This window comes from Deefgea rivuli DSM 18356 (assembly GCF_000620145.1).
Classification (GTDB): Bacteria; Pseudomonadota; Gammaproteobacteria; order Burkholderiales; family Chitinibacteraceae; genus Deefgea; species Deefgea rivuli.
Window position 1 is genome coordinate 1 of the sequence record NZ_JHVM01000015.1, and the last position, 23960, is coordinate 23960.

At 50.1% G+C, this 23960-nt stretch carries 18 protein-coding genes and 1 pseudogene; 10 read left to right on the top strand and 9 right to left on the bottom strand.

Translation table 11 applies throughout. The features are described from left to right. Nucleotides 1-194: pseudogene (locus Q320_RS21725) on the top strand (IS110 family transposase); the annotation flags it as partial. A 315-nt stretch (nt 195-509) separates the two neighbouring features. Here Q320_RS21725 and creD read toward each other — a convergent pair. Next, nucleotides 510-1892 carry a cell envelope integrity protein CreD gene (gene creD / locus Q320_RS0107660; RefSeq protein WP_027468508.1) on the bottom strand — a complete coding sequence of 461 codons (1383 nt, stop codon included), beginning with the start codon at nt 1890-1892 and terminating at the stop codon, nt 510-512. A gap of 167 nt (nt 1893-2059) precedes the next feature. On the opposite strand from creD, the gene Q320_RS0107665 reads away from it, so the two are divergent. Next, nucleotides 2060-2704 (top strand): thioredoxin domain-containing protein, encoded by a 645-nt coding sequence (locus Q320_RS0107665; RefSeq protein WP_027468509.1) that lies wholly within the window; start codon nt 2060-2062, stop codon nt 2702-2704. Between the two features lie 233 nt (nt 2705-2937). Here the strand turns inward: Q320_RS0107665 and creC are convergent, their stop codons facing one another. From creC to creB, 4 genes are all read right to left on the bottom strand, one after another. Further along, nucleotides 2938-4365, bottom strand: a complete 1428-nt coding sequence (gene creC, locus Q320_RS0107670) for a two-component system sensor histidine kinase CreC (RefSeq protein WP_027468510.1) — start codon at nt 4363-4365, stop codon at nt 2938-2940. Between the two features lie 115 nt (nt 4366-4480). Continuing rightward, nucleotides 4481-4948 (bottom strand): GNAT family N-acetyltransferase, encoded by a 468-nt coding sequence (locus Q320_RS0107675; protein ID WP_027468511.1) that lies wholly within the window; start codon nt 4946-4948, stop codon nt 4481-4483. Nucleotides 4949-5026: 78 nt separating this feature from the next. Further along, nucleotides 5027-5362: a hypothetical protein gene (locus tag Q320_RS0107680; RefSeq protein ID WP_156939022.1), complete on the bottom strand. Its 336-nt coding sequence runs from the start codon at nt 5360-5362 to the stop codon at nt 5027-5029. A gap of 74 nt (nt 5363-5436) precedes the next feature. Next, nucleotides 5437-6111: a two-component system response regulator CreB gene (gene creB, locus Q320_RS0107685; protein ID WP_027468513.1), complete on the bottom strand. Its 675-nt coding sequence runs from the start codon at nt 6109-6111 to the stop codon at nt 5437-5439. A 178-nt stretch (nt 6112-6289) separates the two neighbouring features. On the opposite strand from creB, the gene Q320_RS0107690 reads away from it, so the two are divergent. Together Q320_RS0107690 and Q320_RS0107695 are read left to right on the top strand one after the other, a co-directional pair. Then, nucleotides 6290-7021 (top strand): substrate-binding periplasmic protein, encoded by a 732-nt coding sequence (locus Q320_RS0107690; RefSeq protein WP_169734441.1) that lies wholly within the window; start codon nt 6290-6292, stop codon nt 7019-7021. 39 nt (nt 7022-7060) lie between these two features. After that, complete coding sequence (locus Q320_RS0107695; protein WP_027468515.1) at nt 7061-7258, top strand: SlyX family protein; 198 nt, start codon at nt 7061-7063, stop codon at nt 7256-7258. A gap of 148 nt (nt 7259-7406) precedes the next feature. Here the strand turns inward: Q320_RS0107695 and Q320_RS0107700 are convergent, their stop codons facing one another. Further along, nucleotides 7407-8912, bottom strand: a complete 1506-nt coding sequence (locus tag Q320_RS0107700) for a carboxypeptidase-like regulatory domain-containing protein (protein WP_027468516.1) — start codon at nt 8910-8912, stop codon at nt 7407-7409. Nucleotides 8913-9195: 283 nt separating this feature from the next. Between Q320_RS0107700 and Q320_RS0107705 the strand changes: the two genes are divergently transcribed. From Q320_RS0107705 to Q320_RS0107720, 4 genes are all read left to right on the top strand, one after another. After that, the gene (locus Q320_RS0107705; RefSeq protein WP_027468517.1) at nt 9196-11205 is read left to right on the top strand and encodes a BCCT family transporter; all 2010 of its coding nucleotides are present in this window, start codon (nt 9196-9198) and stop codon (nt 11203-11205) included. 101 nt (nt 11206-11306) lie between these two features. Beyond that, nucleotides 11307-13274 (top strand): putative bifunctional diguanylate cyclase/phosphodiesterase, encoded by a 1968-nt coding sequence (locus Q320_RS19015; protein ID WP_084282477.1) that lies wholly within the window; start codon nt 11307-11309, stop codon nt 13272-13274. Nucleotides 13275-13413: 139 nt separating this feature from the next. Continuing rightward, a complete protein-coding gene (locus tag Q320_RS19020) occupies nt 13414-15204 on the top strand; it encodes a TIGR03862 family flavoprotein (protein WP_084282479.1) in 1791 nt (596 codons plus the stop codon). Nucleotides 15205-15230: 26 nt separating this feature from the next. Continuing rightward, nucleotides 15231-16259: a class I SAM-dependent rRNA methyltransferase gene (locus tag Q320_RS0107720; RefSeq protein WP_245590981.1), complete on the top strand. Its 1029-nt coding sequence runs from the start codon at nt 15231-15233 to the stop codon at nt 16257-16259. Nucleotides 16260-16874: 615 nt separating this feature from the next. Here the strand turns inward: Q320_RS0107720 and Q320_RS0107725 are convergent. Then, a complete protein-coding gene (locus Q320_RS0107725; RefSeq protein WP_035853117.1) occupies nt 16875-18356 on the bottom strand; it encodes an AAA family ATPase in 1482 nt (493 codons plus the stop codon). Between the two features lie 122 nt (nt 18357-18478). Continuing rightward, complete coding sequence (locus Q320_RS0107730; RefSeq protein WP_027468520.1) at nt 18479-19411, bottom strand: LysR family transcriptional regulator; 933 nt, start codon at nt 19409-19411, stop codon at nt 18479-18481. Between the two features lie 278 nt (nt 19412-19689). Between Q320_RS0107730 and Q320_RS19025 the strand changes: the two genes are divergently transcribed. Next, on the top strand, nt 19690-20583 hold the full coding sequence (locus Q320_RS19025; RefSeq protein WP_051534590.1) for a DMT family transporter: 894 nt from the start codon (nt 19690-19692) through the stop codon (nt 20581-20583). A 276-nt stretch (nt 20584-20859) separates the two neighbouring features. Continuing rightward, complete coding sequence (locus Q320_RS19030; RefSeq protein WP_035853120.1) at nt 20860-22470, top strand: glycoside hydrolase family 3 protein; 1611 nt, start codon at nt 20860-20862, stop codon at nt 22468-22470. A 601-nt stretch (nt 22471-23071) separates the two neighbouring features. Here Q320_RS19030 and Q320_RS0107745 read toward each other — a convergent pair. Beyond that, nucleotides 23072-23710 carry an NAD(P)-dependent oxidoreductase gene (locus Q320_RS0107745; RefSeq protein WP_027468521.1) on the bottom strand — a complete coding sequence of 213 codons (639 nt, stop codon included), beginning with the start codon at nt 23708-23710 and terminating at the stop codon, nt 23072-23074. Nucleotides 23711-23960 lie beyond the last annotated feature (250 nt).

Consider the following 23960-nt stretch of genomic DNA (forward strand, 5'->3'; position numbering starts at 1 on the left):
GTGCCGTGCTGTACATGGCGGCGATGGTTGGGATCAAGCACAATCCGCATGTTAAGGATTTATATGAGCGTCTATTGGTGAAAGGAAAAAGCAAAATGTCTGCCCTTGGCGCGGCAATGCGTAAGCTAGTTCATCTCTGTTTCGGCGTACTGAAAACCCAAAAAAAGTATCAAGCAGAGTATCAAAATGCTTGACGAACAAGACGGTATCTACCTTTCTTGAACGGCCAAGAAAGGTAAGCCAAAGAAGGCCGCCCTAGTATCTGCGTCCGACTTCGTCGGATCCCCTCGCTGTGGACAATCGGCAAGGCGGCGGGTTTTAACAAAACAGAACCCGCCGAAACCCCCTTGCCGCTTGTTCCTCGCTCGGCTTGATACAAGGGACTTCGCGCAGTCCAACCATAGCAGCACAGCATCAACACCAAATCTGAACATTGCCATTAATTAATGGGTATATTAATACAGTCATTTATTTTTATAGGCCAGGTCGATATACCCATTACTTGTTAATTACTCAGTTTCGTCTGCCAAGCGCTCATCCGCCTCAATCTGCATCACCGTCGATTTATTCAATCCTTGCCAATCAAATTTGCGCGTCAAGATCATCACGCCGCTCAATAAGCCAAATAGAGTCAAACTGCCCATTAACAAAGCCATGTCTTCGGATTGCAAGATTCCAAATAGCAATCCGTACAGCGCAGCCAGTACCACTGCAAAGCCGATCCCGCGCTGCCAAGCGACCAAGACAAAGCTGATATAAAACCCGAGCAGCAGCGTCGATGCGCTCGCGGCGATCCAATACGCTTTGCTAAAGCCAATGTGTTCTGATAAGGATAAAGTCAGCAAGAAAAACAAGGCCAACGCCGCGCCGACCAAGGCATATTGCACCGGATGAATCGATATTCTATTCATCGCCGACATCAAAAATACAGCGCCAAACATCACCAATACAAATAATTCGGCGTATTTCAAAGTGCGCTCATTCAGCACATAGCGGTCCACCGGATCGATCAAACGCAGACCGAGCATCGCGCTAGCGCAGTTTTCTTCAGCACATTGAGTCGCTTGTGCACCGCCAGTGGCGAGCTGGCTAGTTTGCCAGCGCGCAGTGAATCCTTGCGCGGTAACGCTGCGTTCAACGGGTGCAAAGTTGCCACTAAAGCTTGGATGCGGCCAATTGCCAGACAGTGTGACGTGGCTTTCTTTGCCAATCGGCGCGATGTGCAATTGCGTGGTACCGGTGAGCTTGAGATTCAATTTGAAATCAAGCGACTGATTGTTCAGTGCATTGACATCCAGCGCCAGCAGCGCATGCGCGCCTTTGCCCAATTTGGACGCCGCAGTGCCCGGCTCAAAAGTCAGATTATTACCCGCGATTTGCCCGCCCAAGTTTTGAATCCCGCGCACATCCGACAAGCTCAGCGCCAAATACGGTACGCCCCAAGTGCTGCTAATTTTTTCCATATTCGAGCTGGCTTTACGCTCATATTGCGTCAGTGCGCCAAGGTTAAATCGCCCCGACAAAATCAAACTACTGCGATAAATCGGCGCTTCAAAAATGCCGCGTTTCAGGCTTTCAACCGCAAGCTGACCATTCGCGGTGTACTTTTCAGGGCTGATTAAAATAACGCGCTCATGGCTGGTTTCACTCCATTCGCTGATTTTGCCGTTCGGCGTAGCTTTTTCGGTCAACACCGCCACCGTTTCGGTGATCGGTAGCACCAAAAATGGCCCTTTCAGCGTTTGCTCACCAGCGCTAAACTGCGCGATTTCGGCGCGAACCGCATCGGCGCGCTGCTGCCGCTCAAACACCAAACCACGCACTAAATTCAGCGCAAACAACATCCCCAGTAACAACGCCACCAGCGTGACAATTTTCCACTGCGTTTTCATTTTGTTCTCCTTGTGATTGCTCTATCGACAAGGCCAGTGTGCCGCGTTGATGTGGAGAGAAAATGCGCGGAATGTGGAGATTGTGTGGAGATGGCGAACTATTTACCATGACAGCCCATTTACTGCAGCTCACAATCGGCAAGCCTTATTCCCAATAAAGATCGCCTATGCAACGCCGAAGTTTTCTCGCCCTACTCGCTGGTTTACCGATGATAGTCAGGGCGCAAGCCACCCTCGACGATTTGCAAGCCGAGGCGCGGCGTAGGACGGGCATTTTTTTGGCGCAAGTGAATAAAATGGCCAGCGATCAACCCGCTGCGACGTATTTCAACGCGGCCGATCCTGTCTTTGGCGCGCAGAAGGCAAAACGCACGGTGCTGGTTTTTACTGATTTTAACTGCCCTTATTGCCGCAAAATTGACGCGACTTTGCAGCAGGTCGCCCGTGAAGGCGAGGTGCGATTTGTATTGAAATGGCAGGCGATAATGGCCGATAGCAGCGCGGCAGCGGCGAACTATGCCATGCACGTATGGCGCACGGCGCGGCCGCAATACCCAGACATCCACGCCGCTTTAATGCAAGCGCCACTCCCGATTACGCAGCAAGCGATGCGCGACATTGCGCGGCACAGTAAAACCGAGCATTTACTCGATCTAACTGAGCCCGAAGCGCTGGCCGCCAGCGTGGATTTGGGTAAACAACTGCGCATTTTTGCGACGCCCAGCATGCTAATCGGCAATCGAATCATCAGCGGCATGACCGATGCAGCAACGCTAAAAAGCACGATTAAGCAGTGGCCGAGTGGCGGCTAGTCGTCAGATTCCTAGTCGGCGTTCTCCGGCAAGGCGCAGCGCGTAACCAACAATCCATAGTATCGACACAAGTTCAAAACCTATCATTTAGATCGTCATACCGGCGTAGGCCGGTATCCAGGGCGACGGTGAAATCACCATTGCAGCTAGATCCCGGCCTTCGCCGGAATGACGAATTGATGATTTTTTGCGGCGTTTTGAATTGTGTAGATAGTTATCCCGACCTACGACCTTTAAGCGCTCGGCAACTGAATCCGCACTTCAACGCCGCCATGCTCAGCATTGCGAATATGGATTTGCCCGCCGTGCAATTGGATAATCGTTCGCGTCAGTACCAAGCCCAGTCCCGTGCTTTTTTGCCCATTCGGGCGCGGTAGTGAGTAAAAGCGATCAAATAATCGACTCAGTGCGTACTCAGGTATTGCCTCGCCGTTATTGTAAATAGAGAGCTGCAAGCCAATACCATCACTAGCGCATTCTACTTGAATGCTAATTTTGCCATCATTGGGCGTGAAATCAATCGCGTTTTGCAGCACATTGCGCAGCGCTTGGCCGAGCAAAAAGGCTTCACCCAAAACAAAACTCGTCTCGACAATATCAATTTGAATTGTGCGCTGGCCTGCTTGGCTGCGTAGCGCGTCGATTTGCAAACTAATCAATTCTTTTAGATTAATCATTTGCGCATCTTGCAATTCATTACGCGCCTCAAGTGAAGCCAACTGCAGCAAATAGTCGACAATATGCTGCATTCTGGCGACTTCGGTATCGATATGCTGCAAAAATCGTGCTTTGTCTAGTGCCGCCAAATCATCGTGCAAAATCTCCGCTGACGCGCGAATGCCAGCCAGTGGCGACTTTAATTCGTGCGTCAGTTCGTGCACATAATTTTCGATATACGTTTTACCGTCGAGCTGATCGCGCATCGCACCCAGCGCAGTGGCGAGGCTGGTCAGTTCGCGGTTGGCGACAAAGCGCGGCACTGGCGCGGGCTGGCCAGCACTGACATCCTGCGCAAAGCGCGTTAATTTGGTAATGCCGTGGCTCAGCCACCATGAAAACAGCGCACCGATCCCGAGGCCGACGATCAATAGCACCAGCCCAGCGCGCCACAGCTTACCTTCCGAGCGCTCAATAAACGGCTGCATCGCCCAATTAGGGCGCGCCACGGTGAGCACGCCGACGATTTTGTCGCCATCCTTGATCGGCGCGGCGACGTGCATCATCGTCGACAGTGGATCTTTTTGGTCGGCCAGTGTGCTGCGCGCGCCGTATTCGCCGCGCAGCGTCAGCGCCACATCGCGCCATTGGCTGTAATCTTGGCCAATCGCCTGCCCCGTCGAATCGAGTTTGACGATGCCTTTGGCGTCGGTGACATACACGCGCAAAAACGTTTTATCCCGCGCCACGCCCCACACTTTGGCCTGCGGATTGCGCGCCGCAAATTGCTGCATCGCCCGCGCAAAGCTCCCATCATCCAGCCGCCCAGCGACAAAATCCGGCTGAATCAATTCAGCCAACAGATTCGCCGTATCGACCAGAACTTCTTCACTGGATTGCCGCACCGCAGGCTTGATTTCCTCTTTCACCAAACTCAGCACGTAGGCCGCCAGCAGGCTTACCAGCAGGAAATAACCAAAGAAAATCCGAAGTGAAAAGCGCATGTGGGGGGCTTTTTAAGGGTTATGAAGTGGCTTTGGGTGAGGTAGGATGGGTGGAGCTGTATTTTGGCGATACCCATCATTTTGCATTGATGGGTATCGCTTCGCTCCACCCATCCTACATATTGAGACTTCTTTCCATAAAAATCTCAGCGACGTCATTATTGTTGTACTTTGGAATTTCATAAAAACCATATTTTTTAAAAACAATTATCGCAGATTCAGATTTTTTCATTGTGTCGAGTCTGATTTTTTCGAATTTAACTTCTTCGGCGAAACGGATCGCGTGAGCCATTAGCTTTCCGCCAATTCCTTGCCGCTGGTAAGACGGCAATACAAAATACCTTTTGATTTCACCAATCCGCTTTTCAGGATCTATGGCTCGAATCGCAATACTGCCAATTATCGAATTATGATCTTCCAGTACCCAAAACTCACCACCACAATCTTGGTATGTTTCTTTAATATTTCGTATATCTGGCGGCAAATTTAAACGATCAAATGAATAACCGCGAGATTCCTGCATTATTTGTAGAAACGCTTCCAATTTATCCTGTAAATCGGGGCGGAATGAAATTAATTTCATACACTATCCTAAAACTTGCTAGAAAGCAGGTGCTGCTTGAATGGACCGAATTTATTAATTAGTTAGGATGAGTTGAGCTCAGCGTTCATCGAAGTAAGTTGGCGCTAAAGGATGCTCAAATATCTTTCCGTCATCAAAGGCCTGATGAATATCTTCTGGCAGCATTTTATTCATACGCCTGTAAAGCGATTCGGAAAGAATGTCGTACACTCCAGAAGAACCTTTACTACCTAGAAATTCATGCACTGCCTCAAGGTCAGGATAGTGCAGGGGCTGATGGAAGAACTGAAGGTACTCAGCCAGCGTTTGGTGAATATACATAAGGTCACGCAACGAGACTGTCACCCCTCTATCAGCGGCGATTTGGTCAAGGCCATACTCAACCCGTTCTTTCGGCATACTGTGATTTGGCATGATGATATAAACTCTAAAAAGTACATTAACTGAGCTAAGGGCGTAGGTTCTGTGCCTTTCGTGATCCCAAGCCCTTAACTTTTCTCCAACGCATACCCAAACCCTCTATGCGTCGCAATCGGGTCGAGTTCGGGGCGGATGGTTCGTAGTTTGGCGCGTAGGCTTTTGATGTGGCTGTCGATGGTGCGCTCGAAGCTGTCTTCGGCGGCTTCGCCCAGCGCGTCGAGGAGTTGGCTGCGGCTAAACACATGGCCGGGATGCGCCAACAGCGTAATCAATAGGCGATATTCGGATGGCGTGAGCATTAGATTTTGCCCCGCAAACTGCACGCGTTTGGCTTGGGTATCGTGCTGAAACAAATGATTATCAATGCTTGGCTGGCTATACATCGATGTTTTCTGACTGCGTTTTAAAATCGTTTTGGCGCGTGCCGCGACTTCGCGTGGGCTAAAGGGTTTGACGACGTAATCATCCGCGCCCAATTCCAAGCCCAAAATCCGATCAAACTCTTCAGCACGCGCGGTAAGCAGCAGCACTGGCATTTCACTGCTTTTGCGTAGGCGTTTCAGGACTTCCAGCCCACTATCATCGGGCAGGCCAATATCCAAAATCACTAAATCAGCCTGCTGCGCGGCGGTTTCGCCTTCTCGCGCCAGCGCGCACCAGGTGACGCGGTAGCCTTCACGTTCCAGCGCAAAGCGCAGCGTGTCGGCAATGGCGGGTTCGTCTTCGATTAAAACAATGTGCATGGGCTGTTCGGGATGAAAGAGTTGGCTGCTAGTGTAAGCGCCGATGCGGTCAGTTGTCATCGTAGGTTGAGGTATTACGTGCGCGGCGGTTTTTTTAACCGCGCTCCCTGCATTCAAGGATGGTGAAACGAATCAGCAGCGGCTAAGCTGAAAATCGCACGGCAAAAGGGGAATGGCGATGTGGCGAAAATTGGGCTTGGCGACGGCATTTGCGCTATTTTCTGTGGCGCACGCGGCCGATTTGATTGGCTTTACCGAAGAATTTGCGCCATTTAATTACACCAAAAATGGGAAAGACCAAGGCTTAGCAAATCAGATTATCGACAAAATTATTGCACGCAGTGGGCTCACCATCACGCGCAAAACATATCCGTGGCTGCGCGCCGTAGAAGGCAATCAGGCCACTGCCAATAGCCTGTTGTTTACGACGGTGCGAACCCCTGATCGAGAAACAAAATACCTCTGGGTGGGGCCCTATGATTTGTGTGAAGTTTGGCTGATCAAACTTAAAAAGCGCAAAGATGTGCGGGCGACGACGTTGGACGAAGCTAAGCAATATCGTGTCGGTGCGCCACGTGGTTCTGCGGGTCACAGTATTTTGCTCAGCAAGGGATTTCCTGAGGATAAATTGGATTTAAGCTTGGACGAAGAGCGTAATATTCGTAAATTGTATGCCGAGCGCTTTGATTATTCGGTGGGGATGATCATTCCGCATAGTGCCAATGCAAAAAGGCTAGGCTTAGCGGTAACGGAGCTGGAAGCCAGCCTAAAACTTGAAAAAGGTTTGGGCTGCTATTTTGCGTTTAATCCCAAAGTGGACCCGCAACTATTTCAACGCTTTACGGACGCGTTTGCCGAGCTGGAAAAAAGCGGTGAATTGAAAAAAATTCGTGATGCCTATTTAAACTAGTATCATCAGCGCGCTGTTTGGATCAATTGGAGAGCTGTTATGGAATCACGCATCACCGAATTAGAAATCCGCCTCGCTTTGCAAGACGATTTGCTCGACGATCTAAACCAGATTATTGCGCGGCAACAGCAGCAATTAGATCAAATCCGCCAAGAATTGCGCCACCTGCAAGAACGCAGCAGCGGGCAGGAACAGACCGGTCGCAGCCTGCTGGATGAAATTCCACCGCATTATTAAAATCCTTTTCAAAAAGGATGCGGCCAGAAAAATCTAGGCCAAGCTACTATTTTAGCTAGGGTATATGAATACAGGCATTAAATAATAATACCTACATTCATATACCGCCTTGGAAATACTATCCAAGGCGGATTGCTTGATTTTATAACTAGCTACGTTGCCCAGTAAAACTACCATCGTTCCCAGGGCTTGCTGTATATCGCCATGTACCTGTAATGGTGCCAGTGCCAGCATTAATCGTACCTGTAAAGATCGATGCACCCGCATTGCCCGCCGCATTAATCGACACAGCACCGCCTGCAGCAACGCTTCCGGTGATTGAGAAATTCAAGTTATACGTATTTGAATGGCCATTACCGGTGATCGTGCCATTGTTGGCGATGTTAATCGTCCACGTTCCTGCTTCATTCCCACCATAACTACCGCTATATACACCCGCATAACTGGCCACTGGGCTAGGTGTTGCGATTGGCGTGGCGCTTGGATTCGGGCTTGATGACGGACTAGGTGTGCTACTTGCGATTGGGCTGGCGGCACCCAGTACGAGACAAGTGGGCAGTTGTAGCTCGGTATTGCCAATTTTGACGGTGGCGGCCATATCAAATCTGCGCAGCGCTTCATTTAAAATAGAGACGCTTGAATTGCCACTTTTCTTAACGGCTAGTCTAAATTTACCGGCGGTATCGCTGTAAGTGGTACTCGATCCGGTGTAATCAATACCATTGCTCAGTATCGCTGTGGCAGCGAGCGGTTTGCCTTGTGCATTTTGCACACAACCCGAGATATAAGTGGTGTCGTACACTTTATCGCTATTCCACGTCGAGAAATGCGCCACAGTGCCTTCGTAATATTGATTGGGTCCGCTGCCTTTTAAGCTGGCACTGCCTTCTTCTACCCAGCGGCCGCTGCTTTCATTGAAATAAAATAGCGGTATCGTCGCAGGGAAGACCACGCCACTACGTGCAACCGCAGGGATACGCAGCGTAGCGGTTTGTCCGGCGGCGAGGTTGAGTTTACGGCCTTCGGCATCGCTAAAATTCACTTGGATTGCGCCAAATGATTCAATTTGCTGTAAAGCGCCACCCGCTGCCGCAGTGTAATTGCCCGGCATCCGGCTGGAATCAACGCTTGGATCAATCAGCGTGATTTCAGCACGCGCTTGTCCAACCGCCGCAGCACCCGCATCGCGCACTAAAGTGCCTGCGCCAAGTTGTACCGATGCTGTCGAGCCACTCACTGTTAAGTTGTTGGCGATTTTTGGATCAAAATTGCTGATCGTGGTAATTGGCAATAAAGTCGCATTGGCATAGCCCGTTGCGCCTGCGGCTAAAGTTTGATCTTGCGTTGCAAATTGTTGTGCGTATGCAGTTTTGCTAAATGCAATCAATCGAGTGCTGCCATTGGCTGCCACGGCAATTTGATAGCGGCCATTGGCATCGGTTTCTGCCACGTTCCCCTGGGTGCTAACGCGTACGCCAGCAACAGGATTGCCATTGGTATCGCGTACCAAACCAGCCACGACTGCCATTGAGCTTGGGCTAGCGCTTGGTGCTACAGCAGACAAGCTAGGCGTACTAGTGCCGCCACCGCCACATGCCGCTAGTATCGAGAAGGTGAGATAGGCGCATCCAGTGCGCCATAAATTGGCTTTCATGGTTGATTCACTTTTAAAAAATGGTCGCTAAAGTAGGCGTGCGTGCTAGCAGAGTTGCTTAAACAACGCCGCAATTTGTAAAACTAGGGAATTTACTTAGTAATTTTTTACTGGTCAATATTTCGCGAAAATTTGATATTTAGAAAGAAATTGGGATGGTGCTATTTAACGGCGCAAATCCCATGCCAAAACCATAGTTTGCTTACGCAACTGTACATAGTTGCGTAGGCTGTTGCATGACAGCGTGTTAAGGTGTTGATTCTGTAAATAAAAGGAGCGGCGGATGACGACGTCTACTTTACCCACACGAACCACATTTTGTTGGCCGGTGGTCTTACCCAGCATGGCCTTGGTGCTGGCGCTATTGATGTTCTCGATTTTCTCTCCGGGTGACACGGAGCAGATTTTTATCTCTAGTAAAACGTGGGTCACGCAATATTTCTCTTGGTTTTACACTTTAGCCGTCGCAGGTTTTGTGATTTTGTTGCTCGGTATTGCGATGAGTCGCTACGGCAAAATCCGGCTGGGCCCTGATGATGCTGAGCCAGAATTCCGCTTTTCGTCTTGGATTGCAATGTTGTTTGCAGCGGGTATGGGCGTGGGGCTGATGTATTTCGGCGTCGGTGAGCCGATACAGCACTTAATTGCACCACCGACTGCCGCAATAGGCACGCCTGCTGCCGCGCGTGAAGCGATGCTAATGACGTTTTTCCATTGGGGCATTCATGCTTGGGCGATTTATGCCGTCGTGGGGCTGGTGCTGGCCTACTTTGGTTTTCGCTATAACTTACCGCTCACCATCCGCTCTGGCCTTTATCCCATCCTGAAGCAAAAAATCCACGGGCCTTGGGGCCATGCGGTCGATGTATTTGCGCTGTGCGGTACGATTTTTGGGATTGCGACCACTTTAGGTTACGGCGTGATGCAATTGTCGGCTGGCCTTAGCCATGTAACGGGCTGGGATTTTGGCGGCATTCATATGCAGTTAGGCTTAATTGTCGCTGTCGTGGTATTGGCGGGTTTGTCGGCGGCTTCGGGCGTCGGCAAAGGCGTGCGGATTCTGAGTGAAGTGAATTTATTATTGGCGATTGCGCTGCTTGCTTTTGTGCTGATTGCTGGCCCGACTTTGTATTTATTGGGCGCTTTTAGCGAAAACATCGGTAATTATCTCGCCAATATCGTTCAGCTCACTTTCCGTAATTTCACCTATGAAGCGGCGAATTCGGAAGGCTGGTATCAAGGCTGGACGATTCTGTATTGGGCTTGGTGGATTTCTTGGGCGCCATTTGTAGGGATGTTTATTGCGCGTATTTCGCGCGGGCGCACGATACGTGAGTTCATTATCGGCGTGCTGGTGATTCCGGCGACATTCAACTTTTTGTGGATGACGGTGTTTGGCAATGCAGCAATCTGGATCGACACCAATGTAGCGATGGGCGCTTTAAGTGCCAGCGCGGGCAATGTGGATGCGCTGCTGTTTGCGTTCTTGGATTACCTGCCGTGGGCGGGTTTTAGCTCGGCCTTGGCGATTGTGTTGATTGCGATTTTCTTTGTTACGTCGGCTGATTCGGGCGCGCTGGTGATTGATAATATTGCGAGCCGTGGCAATCCTAAATCGCCGGTATGGCAGCGCTTATTCTGGGCGGTAATATTGGGATTGGTGGCCGGTTGCCTCTTGACTGCGGGCGGGCTTAAAGCACTGCAAGCGATGACGATTGTTGCTGCCTTACCGTTTGCCGTAGTGATGATCTTGCTCTGCTGGGGTCTATTGAAAGGTTTGCGCGCCGATGAATTGCATTCACGCCAAAAGCTGTCGCATGCGAGTAATTTTTGGAATGGCAAACAATGGCGGAAACGCTTGGCGCAAATTTTACGCCAGACTGACCAGGCCGATGTGCATCGTTTTTTTGCTGAAACTGTCACACCCGCGATGTATTTAATCGAGCAAGAATTGACCCAGCGCGGCGTTAAAGCCCAGGTGCAATTTATCGATGCCGACACGATGCAATTGGTCGTTGAGCAAGATCAACTGCGCGATTTTGTGTACGGCGTGAAGTGTACTCAACAAGCCGTTCCTGATTTTGCGTTGGCGAATGAAGCCTTGCCGTTGTCGAGCCAGCCGGTGACGTTCGAGCCGACGACTTACTTTGTTGATGGTCGTAAAGGCTACGATATTCAGTACTTCACCGAAGAAGAACTGCTAGCAGATATTTTAAAGCAGTACGAACGGCATTTAAGCCTGTCGCTCAACGCTGATGCGGCGCTATTGCAGCATGCGCCGTCGCACCGCTGATGGCTAGCTGATGTACTGGCTGATGCGCGAAGTAAGGGATTCGCGCATCGGCCAGCAATACCATTTTGAGCTATAAAGCGGCATCACAAACGATAAAATAGATGCGAATGCGACCTTCATTGATGCAGCGCTGCGCTGCTTTAAAGCCCACTCTGTCACGCCTTGGCGTGTATTTCTTTTTTGCGATTGTGATTGGGCTGGGTTTATTGCTCAGCGTGGTCGTGATCCATAGCGGCCATCAAGTGAATGCGGTCATTCAACCCTTAGTGACCCAATCCATGCCCACTTTACGCACAATTAGTGAGCTAAAAACCGAAGTCACCGAGCGCCAAGTGATTTTGAATCAGTATTTTGCCTACGGCTTGAATCACGCCCAATTTCGGCAAAAGTATCAAAGCAATGAACACGAAATGGCTTTATTGCTGCAAAAAACCAATCCCGAGTGGAAACTCAATCAACGCTATAAAACGCTGATGGCGCTCAATGAAAACGCCAAATTAGTCTCAGAACAATTAGAACAAATCATGACGCAAGAGCAGCCCGATCTGGATGAAGCGCGCGCCGTGCTAGTGGAAAACGCGATTGATACCAATGAATTTTTGCATCAATTAGATATGTCGTTTGTCGATGCCAGCAAAGCCATTGAGCAAGCAGGGCAAATTTCGCTGGATGAAGTCAGCGCCATGATTCGGCTGGTGCTGGCGTATAGCTTGGCGATTGTGATTATCGCGATCTTGGTTGCTTATTATATCTATGCGCGGCAACGCGCCGAAAATCGGCTCGCTCACGCCGCACGCCACGATAGGCTGACTGATTTACTCAATCGCAGTATGTTTGAAGCAGATATTGCAGCGCTAAAGCAAAAACCGCATTTAGGGCTACTGATTTCAATTGATCGTTTTCAGCGCGTACTCGGCGGCTTGGGTTATGAGGCCGGTGACGAGCTCATTCTGGCGGTCAAAGCGCGGCTGCTACCGATTGTGCAGCAATTGGGAGGCACTTTATATCGATTGGAAGGCACGCATTTCGCAGCGATTTTTCCAATAAAAAATCCACAAGCATTACACACCGTCGATCAGCGTTTATTGCACGCTTTAAATGGTGCGGTGATGGTGTCTGGGCATGAGTTATTTGCGACCTTGAGCATCGGCGGCGCGATGTATCCGCAAGATGGTAGCGATGCCGTAACGCTAATCCGCAATATGGATGCCGCATTAGAGCAAGCCCAAGCACAAGGCGGCAATGCCGCACAAACGTATAGCCAAGAAATGAATGCGCGCGCAGTCGAACGGTTGGCGCTAGAAGGCGAATTGCGCCATGCCGTTGAGCGCAATGAATTGCGCCTGTACTTTCAACCACAAGCCTTGCTGAGTAATCAGCAAGTGATCGGCGTTGAATGTTTGGTGCGCTGGCAGCATCAAGGCCAGCTTGTACCGCCGATTGAATTTATTCCTTTGGCCGAAGAATCCGGCTTGATTATCCCAATTGGCGAATGGATTTTGCGTACCGCCTGCCAGCAAGCCAAAGCATGGCAAGTGCAAGGCATGCCGCTGGTGGTGGCGGTGAATATCTCGGCAAGGCAGTTTCAGCATCCCAATTTTCTCGCTTTACTGCGCCAAGTGCTGCATGAAACCCAAGTTGATCCGCAATACATCGAGCTAGAAATTACCGAGGGCGTGGTCATGCAAGACGCCGATCACACGATTAATCTGCTGCATCAATTGCGTGCTTTGGGCTTAATGCTGTCGATTGATGACTTTGGCACTGGATATTCTAGCCTGTCTTATCTAAAGCGTTTTCCGCTCAATAAGCTCAAAATTGATCAAAGTTTCATTCGCAATTTGGAATCCAATAACGGCGACGCGGCGATTGTCGAGGCGGTGATTCGTTTGGGGCATAGCCTGAATTTGACCGTCATTGCCGAAGGCGTCGAAACCGCCGAACACGTCGCCATTTTAAAAGCTTTAGGCTGCGATGAATTGCAGGGCTATTATTTTTCTCGCCCACTTCCGCTGGCAGACGCTCAAGTCTTTTTGCAACAAAGGTTACAGCCAGTGTCAATCAGCTAACGCGGCTTTCTGGCTCTGCTTCGATTTAGATTTAATTACCGTCAAAAACCTGTAATAAGCGCAAATTGTGCAGTTTAAAGTCGTGAATTTCGGTATAAGAGAGCCTTCGTGTTTTACTGCCATTGAATTTGGAGTTCCTATGCCTAGCAAAAAATCATCTTCCCTTAAAACAGTCGCAGTCATTGGCGGCGGACCGGCTGGCCTGATGGCGGCCGAGGTGATTGCTGCGGCAGGATTTTCCGTAGAACTTTTTGATGCAATGCCCTCAATTGGCCGTAAATTCTTGCTCGCCGGTGTAGGCGGGATGAATATTACGCACTCTGAAGACGCGCCAAGCTTTTTAGCTCGCTACGGTAACGCCAGTGCTGATTTAGCGCCGATAATCGCCGACTTTGGCGCGAATGAACTCACAAGCTGGGTGCATGGCCTAGGCATTGATACCTTTATCGGTTCATCTGGCCGCGTTTTCCCGAAAGAAATGAAAGCCGCACCTTTGCTGCGCGCTTGGTTGGCGCGCCTAAAAGCGAGCGGTGTGCTTGTTAATGTTCGCCACCGTTGGTTGGGCTGGGATGCCAAAAAAGCACTACGCTTTAGCAACCCCGAAGGCGAAATTAGCCGCGAATTTGATGCTGTCGTATTGGCATTGGGCGGTGCAAGCTGGGCAAAATTAGGATCAGACGGTGCTTGGGTGCCTTTATTGGCCGAGCAAGGCGTTGACGTTACGGCGCTGCAGCCATCCAATTGCGGTTTTGATGTGGCTTGGAGCACGCATCTGAGCGATAAATTTGCTGGCGCACCCATCAAAACCGTAGCGGCATCAGCGCGGCAACATGACGCGAAAAAAGCCGGTGAATTCGTGCTGACGCAAGGCGGCGTGGAAGGCAGTTTGGTTTACGCACTCTCCAGCCAGCTGCGCAACGATATTGCTGAAAGTGGCACGGCGACTTTGTGGCTGGATTTAGTGCCGCAAAAATCTTTGGCGCGCATTACTGAAGAGCTGTCATTGCCACGCGGTGCTGATTCGATGGCGAATCATCTGCGTCGAAAACTCGGCATAGAAGGTGTAAAAGCGGGCTTGTTACGTGAATTAGTCAGTAAAGATGATTTCACGCAACCCGCTAAACTCGCTGCGGCAATTAAATCGCTGCCGATTACTTTAATTGCGCCACGGCCAATTAATGAAGCGATTAGCAGCGCCGGTGGCGTAACGTTTACTGGGCTGGATAAGAACTTGATGTTGCAGCAAGCGCCGGGCGTGTTTTGCGCTGGTGAAATGCTGGATTGGGAAGCACCAACGGGCGGCTATTTACTCACCGCCTGTTTCAGCAGTGGCCGCGCAGCGGGTTTGGGCGCAGTCGCTTGGCTTAATCGCGCTGAAAAGCCAGTTGCTGTTAAAAAAGCAAAGAAAGTCGTGCCGGAAGTCGCGGTAGAAGTGGTAACAGTGGAAGAAGTCGCCGCCAAGCCAGCGCGTAAAGTGGCAAAGCCTAAAACGCCTGCTGCAGAAGTTGTAGAGGCCGTTTCCGAAGCCGCGCCAGTAGTCGCTAAACGCGTGACTAAAGCGCCGAAAACCGTAGCTGCACCGCCAGTCGCAGCCGTTGAAGTCTTGCCAGAAACGGCAGCGGCTGAAGCAACCGTTGCTAAGCCAAAACGTGCGAGCAAGGCCAAAGCCGCTGCGCCTGAAGTGATCGCGGATGTGATCGTAGAAGTTGTCGCCGACAAACCTAAGCGTGTGGCTAAACCGAAAGCAAAGCCTGCGGCAGTTGCTGCGAATGTAGCTGAGCCTGAAGTTGCGACTGAAACCGCAGAAAAACCAAAACGCACGCGCAAAGTGGCAGCAACAGCCGCTTTGACAGAAGCCCCAGCAGCGATTGCGGCAGAAGAAGCTGCTCCAGCCAAAGCTAAACGCGTCCGCAAAGCGGCGCAAGAATAATTTTTATTACTATTTAATTGAGACTCATGATGACTGATATGCAAGAACCTTTGTTTTCCCTGCTCGATACCGCGCTATCGAATCGCTCTAGCTTGATTGAGCAATTGACCGCTGAGCAAACCAATACTTACCGTCTATTTCACGGCAGCATTGAAGGTGTGCCGGGTTTGACGATTGATAGATACAACGATTTGATCTTGGTGCAAACCTTCCACCGCGCGCTGACGGTTGAGCAATTTGAAGAAATCAAAGCGTTTTACGCCCGCATTTATCCTGAAAGCGCCATGGTGTACAACGACCGTAGCCACGGCAATTCGCGCGTAATGAACCGCCTGTCTGAAGCCGAAGAAATCATCGCCTACGAGCCGCGCATCGCGCAGGAACTCGGCGTGAATTACCGCATTCAAGGCCGTCACGCTGGCCAAGATCCGTGGCTATTCCTCGATTTGCGCGCCGGTCGCCGTCGCATCATGGCTGAAGCTGAAGGTAAATCGGTACTGAATTTATTCGCCTACACTTGCGGCGTCGGCATTGCAGCCGCCAAAGCCGGTGCGCGCCATGTGGTGAATATCGACTTTGCCGAATCGAGCATCTTGGTCGGTAAAGACAATGCCAAATTGAACGATTTGCCGATCCGCGTGCGCTTTGTGCAATCAGACGCGTTTGCGGCGCTGAATCAATTGTCGGGCAAAGGCCAAGCGGCGATGGTGCGCGGTAAACGCATGCCTAACTTCCCGAAACTGGAAAAGCAGCAATTTGATTTGGTGATGCTTGATCCACCACGCTTCTCAAAAAGCCCGTTTGGCGTTGTCGATTTGGTCAACGATTACGCGTCCGTTTTCAAGCCTGCGCTCTTGTCGACCAATGAAGGCGGCACGCTGATTTGCTGCAATAACGTCGCGCAAGTCTCGCGTGAAGCATGGCTGGATCAATTGGAGCGCTCAGCGGTTAAAGCGGGCCGCCCAATCAGCAGCATGGAATGGATCAAGCCGGATAGCGATTTCCCAACTTCGGATGGCCAGCATCCACTCAAAATCGCGCTACTGCGCGTTTAAATGTTCGAATGATGATGGCCTGCTTTTGCAGGCCTTTTTTATTGGCATCTAAACTTATTGCAAACCTTCGGTAGCTACGCAGCTCAAATGCATTGAAAGCGCTATTCGATTTAGCATAGCGTGGATTGGATGCCGAAAGTCTATTCCTAAGCGGGGTCGGCGCTAATGCCGCGCGGCACTTACTTTTCTTTGCTTCGCCAAAAGAAAAGTAAGCAAAAGAAAGGCGACCCTAGTATCTGCGTCCGACTTCGTCGGATGCCCTCGCTGCGGACAATCGAGTCGGTTGCGCTCAAAACTCGTTCGGCCTCAAAACCAAAAGCATCGGCCTCGCTCAAACATTGATCGCAAAAACCCCGACCCGCTTGTTCCTCGCTCGGCTTGATACAAGGGATTTCTAAGCCCCAGTCCGACGACCAAGAAATAATTCAGATGTATTGCCAGCTAAGCTTTGATAATCAATGGCTACGGTTAAATACATCTGCATTGTAGGGCGACAATGAGCCTAGCGAATTGCACCGATTGAGCAGCAAACAAACATCGCAACGGTGCGATTCACTCATCAGCACCCTAGGTTATTGCGCCGTACGCGGTACATGACTACATAAGGTTTGTATATTATGAACATAATCTCTCCAAACTTACAGATAGTGCTGCAAGATTTTCATAATCAGATATGAAATTACAAACCTCTAGTTTAAATTGAACTGCAGAAATATTTTGTTCTTCCGCACATTTTTTAAGAACCAAAAATAATCCTTTTCCATTACTGTCTTTAGACGATGAAGATTCAGATTTGTAGCTATCAACAATATCTCTTAATGCTCTAACTCGATAAAACAAATCACCAAACTCTCGGATAAACTTATCATCTGGATTCGTTATTATTTTTAATAATAAATACTTCTCTAAGCTTTGAATTGGCAAAAATCCTTTCGCAAGAGGTGAAATTTTATTCTTCGCCCCATTCTCATACTTGGCTTTATAATCTTGTTTAATATCGCCATCTAGAATAGATATAATTTTACACTTTACCCCTGCGACCACGGAGCTTTGCATTTCCTCATGCAATTCAAGTGTTTTTTCCCATCCTCCGCATGGTAAGACTTTAATCAAGCGGCTACGATGAAACCCTTGAGCCCTTATTGATTTCTCCACCAGATTCTTTGCTAATTCATCCTCTACTAAAAGCAAAAGATCGAATCCATCTGCTGTATTCATACATCGAGTTGCATATGCGGGGTAGCATGGATTAATAACCTCCAAGCTTCCACTGAGGGATGATTCAATATGGTAAATATTATCAGGTCTAATATTGTTAATTATTTGCGGACTATGAGTAGACAAGTAAACACAGAAATTATGTTCTGCTGAAATTTTATTTAGCAGTATTGAAAGTCGATTTTGTGCTGCAGGATGAAGTGCCAATTCAACTTCATCCATAATTATCAAACCGATATCCTCAATTTTCTTGTCGCTTTTATATTCCAACTTAGTTTGAATATAATGCAATAGACCAATAATTAAGAACTCACCAGAGCTCATTTTGAATTGATGAATCCATTTCCCATCTATTTCATTAATGTACGGAATAGAATTAAACCCCATACCTTTAGCAACAGATATACTTTTAACTCTCATTAGTTTAGGGTATGCGGTTTTATTATTTTTTAAAATAAATCCCAAATTCTCTTTCACAAAATCACTTGCATCACATACATCAACTGTTTTTATTTTACTTGAACCCGAAAGCAACGAAGTATGTGCATCAGAAAATCTATTACCAAATATTATACTACCTTCAAAAAAACCATTCACCAGAATATCTTTACTCTGATGATTTGCTTTATTCCACGAAATACCTTTAACCCAAGTATTTTCCTCACCATTAAGTCGGTAAGTTATCTTAGACTGGCTATCACCATCTGCTCTAAAATAATTTTTCAAAGCTGCTCGATAAACCACTTTTGCTAAGGCACTGAAAATTGTACTTTTTCCTGTTCCATTAGTTGCGGTTACTGCATATACACCTTTTTCAAATGGCAAAGATATTTTAAATTTTTTAATGTTTCGTAAATTTTCAATTTCTAATTCAAGCATAAAAGTCCAATTAGTTACTTTAAAATTTATTTATAGCGACAATGGCAAAGCCCCCAAATTTTTAGGACAGCATACCTTTCATCGGAACAGTATCTTATGCCTTTGTCCTACAAAATGTAAGCCTAATTACACGAATTTTTCGCCATGTTGTCAAAGCTCAATGCCAACCAATCCACCAACACCTGCACCTTAGGCGCTAAATATCGATTCGGAGGGTAAAGCAAATACGCCATGCCTTGGTAGGCGGTTTGGAGCTGCCAGTTAGGGAGGGCTCGCGTGAGGCGTCCATCGGCCAGCGCGGCTTGGGCGGTGAAGAGCGGTAGGCTGGCGATGCCCCAATCGTCGAGCGCGGCGGCGAGGCGGATTTCGGTGTGGTTGGCGACGAAACGACCGCTGACGACAACGCTGTGGCTGACATCACCTTGGCGCAATACCCAGCGATTGTCGTTCGCATGTTCACCCAGATAAATACAATCATGCTGGGTAAGCTCCGCTGGCGATTGTGGTATGCCGCGTTGCTGTAGATACCCACTCGATGCCACCAAGACTTGCTCAATCGGCATCAGCGCTTTGGCGATTAAGCCTTCGGGTGGTTGGTCGGTGATGCGGATCGCTAGATCGATGTCTTCTTGCAGCAGGTCGGTGAGGCGGTCGGTGACGATGAGCTGCAAATTCACTGCGGGGTATTGCTGTAAAAAGCGGCTGAGCAGCGGTTGGATCACTTGTTTGGTGAAGGCTTTGGGCGCGGACAGGCGCACCAAGCCTTGCGGCGCAGCGCGTACATCGCTGACGGCAGCGGCGGCGCGGGCGGCGGCCAGCATGTCGGCCGCGTGTTGCGCGATGGATTGCCCCGCTTCAGACAGGCGCAGCGTGCGTGTGGTGCGGACAAATAGCTGTACGTTCAGTGCAGCTTCTAGCCGCGAGATTTGCCGGCTAACGCTAGACGGCGTGCAGTTCAGGCCGCGTGCCGCCGCCGAAAAACTCCCGCTTTCCACCACTTTCACCAGCACAGCCAAATCGGGTAGCAAAGCCAGTAATCGATCATTAATGCTCATGACGCATAAGTCCTATGCAGTTGATGTAGATTATCAAGTTTCAAGTATAAATTGATAATGGCAAGGCGGGATCACGAAAGACACGAAAGTAGGGCAAAAAGGGCGCACGAAAACTGATTTGGGCTGGGCTGGTGGATTTTGCTGTGAGTGCTTATTTCGCAGCGCCACGGTGCAGTTCGCTGCGCTGAATGCACCCTACGGTTTTTGCCTTTTTTTGCCTTTTTTTGCCTTACTTTCGTGCCTTTCGTGATCTGATTTTGACCTTACCGAGAGCCACCATGCGCCACCGCTTGCCCCTTGCTGAACTGATGTTATTTGCTGTTGCCCTTGTCTGGGGCTGTAGTTATGGCGTGGCGAAGATCGCGCTGATTTACTATCCGGTGCTGGGATTTTTGGCGCTGCGCTTTGGGATTACTTTTGCCTTGCTGCTGCCCAGCTTGCGGGATTTTCGTAGCGCCGAGGTACAAACCGCGCTGCGGATCGGCCTGCCTTTGGGCGTGATTTTATTGGCGATTTTCCTGTGCGAGACTTACGGTATTGCGCAAACGTCGGCGGCGAATGCGGCGTTTTTGATTTCGCTATGCATCGTGCTGACGCCCTTGGTCGAATGGCTGCTGCTCAAACAGCGCCCAGACAATTTCACCTTGGGTGCAGCAATGATCGCGATGCTGGGCGCGGCGCTGCTGGGCAGCAATCTGAATGCGGCGTTCAATTTAGGCGATGGCTTGATTTTGGCGGCGGCGGTTTTACGCGCGCTGTTGATGGTCGAAACCAAACGCCGCTGCGCAGGGCAAAAGCTCTCCACATTAGCGTTGACTGCGGTGCAATCGGGCGTCTTGATGTTGGGCTGCGTATTGTTGGCGCTTTTGACTCCGAGCGGCCTGCCTGCGCTGCCTACTTCGCCGACATTTTGGCTGGCGACGCTCTTTTTGGTGCTGTTTTGCACGCTGTTTGCGTTCTTCGCGCAAAACTACGCCATCCGCCGCAGCACGCCATCACGCGTCGCACTCTTACTCGGTACCGAGCCGGTATTTGGCGCGCTGTTCGCGGCGCTAGCCTTGGGTGAAACATTGAGCAGCAACGTCATTATCGGCGGCGCGCTGATTGTGTTGGCGTCGCTCGCCGCCAGCGTGCAGCCGCAATCGTTAAAACTAGCGGGGCAAAATGCGTAAATACGCGTTCGTAGGTCGCCCTTCAGGCCGATGATTCGGCTTATCTTATCTACAGCCCGAGTCTTCGTCATACCGGCGCAGGCCGGTATCCAGAGCGACGGTAATATAGGCATTGCAGCTGGATTCCGGCCTTCGCCGGAATGACGAGTCGATGGGTGGGCGCGTGGCTTATTGTCATACGGCATTGCTAAATTGACATTGCCAGTCAAGCTATATACATTTTGCCGACAACTTATTCCCCCATCCTTTCCTGCCTCGCCCTTTTTGGAGTTGCCCATGTTTTCCGCTTTTCAGCCGCAAGCCGCACAGATTGTTCGTTCTTGGTCTTTAGAAGAAAAGGTGGGGCAGCTATTTATTCTGGCTTTTCCCGGCTCGGACGCCGCTGCAGCGCGGCCTTTGATTGAGCGCTATAACTTGGGCGGCTGCTATTTGAGCCAAGATAATGCGACGACGTTTGACGAGGCGCGCGCGCTGACGCAAGCGATGGCAGAGATCGTTAATCAACGCGCCAATTCTGTTCCGCTACTGCTCGGCGTCGATCAAGAAGGTGCGTGGAGCGTGCTCACGCCCGAATCGACGACTGGCCCCGGCAATTTGGCGCTCGGTAGCGCGAATCAGCCCGAATTAACGGCGGCGATATATCAAGTGTTTGGCCAAGAAATGCGCTCGGCGGGCTTTAACTGCGTGCTCGGCCCCTGCGCCGATGTGAATTTGCAGCCCAATTCGCCGATTATTGATACGCGCGCGTTTGGCGAAACGCCTAGCCAAGTGGCGGCGCAAGTCGCGGCGGCGGTGAACGGCGCGCATCAGGGCGGCATTGTCGCTTGCGCCAAACATTTCCCCGGCCACGGCGACACCACCGGGGATACGCACCGCGAGATTCCACAAGTGGATAAATCGCTGGCGACCTTGCTGGTCGAGGATTTAGCGCCGTTTCAAGCAGCGATTGATGCGGGTGTCGAGCTAATCATGACCTCGCATATTTGTTATCCACAGATTGATCCACAGTACCCAGCTACGTTGTCGAAGGCGATTTTGCAAGATGTGCTGCGCGGTGAATTGGGATTTAAAGGCATCGTCATTTCCGACAGTATGAATATGGGCGCAATTCGGCGTAATTTCGCGCCTGTTGACGCCGCGATCACTGCATTTCACGCCGGTATCGATATGATGATGCTGTCGGAAGAGCATTACGATCACAACCCGAATTATCTCGATAATCAAATCGCGATGATCGAAGCGATTGTGGCTGCGGTGAACGATGGCCGCATGGCAGAGGCCGAAATCAACGCGATTGCCGAGCGCGTGGTCGCATTCAAACTCGCGCGCCTTGTGCCTATGCCGCTGTATCAAGACTTTGATCTGGCCGCGCATCGCGAAATTGAAGCCGCAGCAGCAAGCGCCGCGGTGAAAATCCTGCGTGATGAAGCTGGCAATCTGCCGCTGCAAGACGATCAGCAAATTATCGTTATTCAAACCACGCCGATGGACGATTACGCCAATCTAATCAACCCACGCGGTATTGGCCCAAATCAGGAAATTCCGGCATTTGAATATTTTGCCGCTGAGCTGGCGCTGCACGTTCCAGAAGGGCAATTGCATTGCCTTGATTACGAAGCGGCGCAGGAGTTTTTCAAAGAAGTGCCGCTCAATTCGCGCCAGCGTATCTTGGCCGTGACCGAAAATTATCCACTGCCCGGCGAAGATTTTGCACAAGCCGCATCCAAAGCTTTTGTCGCGCAACTGACCGCCAAATTTGGCGAGCAATTGATTTTAGTCGCGCTACGCAACGGCTACGACGCCGCACCCGAAGGCACTAGCCACGTCTGCGCCTACAGCAGCCGAGAATGCAGCGCCCGCGCTGCGGCGCAGCTGTGTTTGGGATAATAGATACGGAGGCAGTTTTGATTTAATTGCAAAGCTAATTTCACCAAAAGGCCGCCATTTTGGCGGCCTTTTGCTTCCTAGTGGGTATACACATGAAAGGCTTTATTGAAAAGGACTGGAAGGTAATACCTAAGAATAATTGGTGATATTCAGATTTGGTATTGATAAAAACAGCGTATCACTTAAATGAACGCATCAATTTCCTATTCACCATGGTTGCGCTAATGCCGCGCGGCACTGACTTTTCTTGAACGGCCAAGAAAAGTAAGCAAAAGAAGGCCGCCCTAGTATCTGCGTCCGGCTACGCCGGATACCCTCGCTGCGGACAATCGAGTCGGTTGCGCTCAAAACTCGTTCGGCCTCAAATACAAAACCGTCGGCCTCGCTCAAACATTGATCGCAAAAACCCCGACCCGCTTGTTCCTCGCTCGGCTTGATACAAGGGACTTTAAGCCCTTGCTCAACGATCGCGGCACGGCATCAACCCCAATTTTAATATTGCCAATATCTTATGGGTATTTGTTCGTAGAACTTATTAAATATGCGCTGCATATATATACCCATCAAGCCAATAGATTGACGGCCTCAACACCCAATCTAATTAATAACCCACCGTAAACCGTTGACGCTCATGCTGTGGCTGCTCTAATTCGTTAATCATCGCCACTGCGTAGTCTTCGACCGAAATATGGCTCTTGCCTTCAGTGTCGCTTAATAGTTGGTCGCCACCGAGGCGGAACTCGTTGGTGCGTTGGCCTGGGGCGATCATTGCTGATGGGCTGAGCATCGTCCAATTGAGGCTCGTTTCTTGGCACAGCAAGTTCAATGCTAGGCGTGCGCCTTCGGCTGAGGCTTTGTATTCAGCGGGGAAGTTCGGCGTATCGATCACTTGCACGCCCGGTGCCACTTCGAGCGAGCCCGCACCGCCGACGACCAATAAGCGCGGCGCGGCGGCCGTTTTGGCGGCTTGAATAATGTTGCTAATCCCCGCAACGTAATAGCCCAAAGTATCAGCATTAGCATGACCGCTAAATGCGCTAATCACCGCATCAAAACCTTGCAATTGCGTTGTCAGTTGACCGAGGTTTTGCACATCCGTCGCGACAGCAAGCAGATTGTCGGCAGGGGCGAGTTTTTCTGGATGCGCGGCAAATGCGGTTACATGGTGGCCACGGCTGAGTGCTTCAGCGAGCAAAGCAGAACCAATAAAGCCAGTAGCGCCGATCAGTGCGATTTTCATTTTATTTTCCTTGAAGTGATTGAACATAGGTCTCTACAAACCTCAATTCGTCATTCCGGCGAAAGCCGGAATCCAGCTGCAATGGTGGATTTACCCTGCACTCTGGATACCGGCCTACGCCGGTATGACGATCTAAATGACTGATTTTGAACTTGTGTAGATACTTATGGGTAATTAAATATGAATCGAGTGACTGCAGTTTGCCTGTGTTTATTGACGCGATAAACAGCAAAATCCATAATTTATTGTT